The organism is Lutibacter sp. (genome assembly GCF_013139515.1).
Taxonomy (GTDB): Bacteria; Bacteroidota; Bacteroidia; order Flavobacteriales; family Flavobacteriaceae; genus Lutibacter.
The window spans coordinates 1-2,578 of sequence record NZ_WTAR01000134.1; the positions used below are offsets into that span (position 1 = coordinate 1).

Annotated in this window: 4 protein-coding genes; 2 read left to right on the forward strand and 2 right to left on the reverse strand. The window is 28.3% G+C overall.

Annotation, left to right across the window (positions count from 1 at the left end; genetic code table 11):
• The coding region (locus tag GQ540_RS11830) for a DMT family transporter (protein ID WP_291801305.1) at window positions 1-513 on the forward strand (513 nt) is incomplete at its 5' end.
• Here GQ540_RS11830 and GQ540_RS11835 read toward each other — a convergent pair.
• Both GQ540_RS11835 and GQ540_RS11840 read right to left on the reverse strand, forming a co-directional pair.
• Window positions 505-1,434, reverse strand: coding sequence for a ketopantoate reductase family protein (locus GQ540_RS11835; RefSeq protein ID WP_291801307.1), 930 nt, complete (start codon window positions 1,432-1,434; stop codon window positions 505-507). The two genes, GQ540_RS11830 and GQ540_RS11835, sit on opposite strands and share 9 nt — an antisense overlap.
• Before the next feature lie 34 nt (window positions 1,435-1,468).
• On the reverse strand, window positions 1,469-2,233 hold the full coding sequence (locus tag GQ540_RS11840) for a transporter (protein WP_291801309.1): 765 nt from the start codon (window positions 2,231-2,233) through the stop codon (window positions 1,469-1,471).
• Between the two features lie 79 nt (window positions 2,234-2,312).
• Here GQ540_RS11840 and GQ540_RS11845 point away from each other — a divergent pair.
• Window positions 2,313-2,578 (forward strand): metal-dependent transcriptional regulator (locus tag GQ540_RS11845; RefSeq protein WP_291801311.1); only part of this gene is annotated, 266 nt, incomplete at its 3' end.

A 2,578-nucleotide genomic window follows, 5' to 3' on the forward strand; every position in this document is an offset into this window, starting at 1 on the left:
GCATTTCTCTTAATCTGGTTTGGAAAAAAATCTGGCGGAACAAGTTCGTTTACAGGAAATTTATTTGTGTTTTTGAATGCAACCTCCTATGCTACTTATTTAGTTTTAGTAAAACCATTAATGAAGAAATACAAAGCAATAACCGTTATTAGTTGGATATTTTTCTTTGGATTTCTTTTCGTTTTCCCGTTTGGAATAAAGGAATTATTGATAACAAATTTTGATGCTTGGAATTTAAACACCTATCTTTCTATTGCTTTTGTAATTATTGGAACTACCTTTTTAACCTACTTGTTTAACATTTACGCACTTAATTATGTGTCTCCATCAGTAAGTGGTAGTTATATTTATTTACAACCCGTTTTAAGTTTTATGATGGTAAGTATTTATGCTTTTTCCTTAGGGCATGAAGAATATGCTGAAGATATTAATTTAATAAAAATTGCAAGTTGTTTTTTGGTAGTTATTGGTGTTTTTATGATTAGCAAAAAACCAAGAAGAAAACTAACTTAATCCTCTCGCCTTTCTTTCTTGTGGTAATAAACAATTGTAAATAAATGCATTTACAGGTGTAGCAATTCCTAATTCTTTGCCCAATTTAACAATAGTTCCATTTTGAGCCTCTAACTCTGAAGGGTTTCCATTCATCATATCTCGTTGTAAAGATGACGTTGTATTAAAAGGCTGATTTTCTATTAATTTAAATTGTTTTTCAATAATATTCTCTGGTAAATTCACTCCTTTGGCTTTAGCTACTTCAATAATTTCTTTTGAAGTTTGAAACATCATTTTTTTAATTTCTTCTGAAGCAATCATTTCACCAATTGTTGCACGTGTTAATGCTCCAATTGCACTTATTGTAGTTATAAATAAAAATTTTATCCAAACTTCTCTTTGAATATCAGTAGCTAATTTGGTTGTAATTCCGGCTTTTAAAAAGGTTTGTTCCAATACTAAGGCTCTGTCAGTTTTTTTATTATTGAGTTCACCAAAAACAATAGTAGGCTCATAAGAAATATGATTTATAACACCGTAATCTTCAACCTTACTAACTACTTTGCACAACCCTGCTAATACATGTTTTTTAGGAAGTATGCTACACAAAACCTCTTCATTAGCAATTCCATTTAAAAGTGAAATTACCATTGTATTATCATTCAAAACAGGTTTTATTATTTCTGAAACATCGGCTAATTGCCAAGTTTTTACACAAATTAAAATTAAATCAATGTCTTTTATTTCTGAAATAATTGAAGTTGCATTTGCAGGGTACACTAAATAATTTCCTTTAATACTTTTTAGCTGTAATCCTTTTTGCTGAATTGCTACTAGGTGCTTACCTCTAGCAATAAACGTAACATTGTTTCCCGCTTGAGCCAATCTTGCTCCAAAATAACCACCAACACCACCAGACCCATAAATTACTATGTTCATTTCAAAATATTTTAATCAAAAATACACCTTAAGATTATTTTTTCGTTAGAAATTTTGGGATTTTCCAACTAAAACCAGCCGACACATACTCCATATCATTATTTAACCCTTTCCCATAAGAAACATCTAACTGAAAATTATTATTTAGTAAATATGTAAATCCAATATCAAAATTGTTTTCAAAAATATTTGATTCTCCCCAAGACCCATAAGGCTCTATGTAAAATCCAATTGTCTCAGAAAGCGCTATTCCAAAAGCTAACGAATATGTTAATGCACTTTGTTTTTCAATTAAATCGTAGCCTATATTGTACCCTAAGCCTATTTTATTACTTATTACATGAGAAATAGCTAATTTATTAATTACACCAAAATTAGAAGTAGTTAAGTTGGTTTTAGCTGTAGGAAGTATTAGATGTGATAAAAATGCAATTTCAATATTCTTATTTTCCTTTTTAAACAGTTGTACTTTAGTTCCAATTTCTAAATCATTAAATCCTGAATAATCAACTGAAGAACCAATTAATTCAATCTTTGTTGATTCATATTGAGAAACAAAACGCAATTCAATTCCATTTGAAATTCCATAACGAACTAATGTTGAAGGTCCAACAATACTTTTTATAGCATGATTATTTGAGTTTTCAAAATTCACTCCACTTTCAATTTGTAAAGCTCCTTTTTCAACAGTTATTGAAGACTCGGTTTGATCTGGTCTATCAGTTACTATTTCCTGCGCATTAAACCAAGTAGAAATAAACAATGTAACCAACGTAACTATTTTTTTAGTAGTAATCATAATTAAATTTTGAACAAATTTAATTAATATTTTTAGATTCATCTAAATTTTTATTTATATTTGTCTAAAATTATATTTAATGCTATCTCAAACAGAAGAGAATTATTTAAAAGCTATTTATAGTATTGGCTTATCTAATGCTAAAAGTGTAAATACAACTTTAATAGCTAATCGATTAAAAACAAAACCTTCTTCAGTAACTGATATGATTAAAAAATTAGCTGAAAAAGAACTTATAAATTATGAAAAATATAAAGGTGTAACCTTAACACAAAGTGGAAAAAAATTAGCAGTTGAAATTGTAAGAAAACACAGACTCTGGGAAGTTTTTTTAGTAAACAAATT

Coding starts and splice junctions, on each gene's coding strand:
- GQ540_RS11835 (WP_291801307.1), bottom strand. CDS start 1,434: ATGAACATAGTAATTTATGGGTCTGGTGGTGTTGGTGGTTATTTTGGA.
- GQ540_RS11840 (WP_291801309.1), bottom strand. CDS start 2,233: ATGATTACTACTAAAAAAATAGTTACGTTGGTTACATTGTTTATTTCT.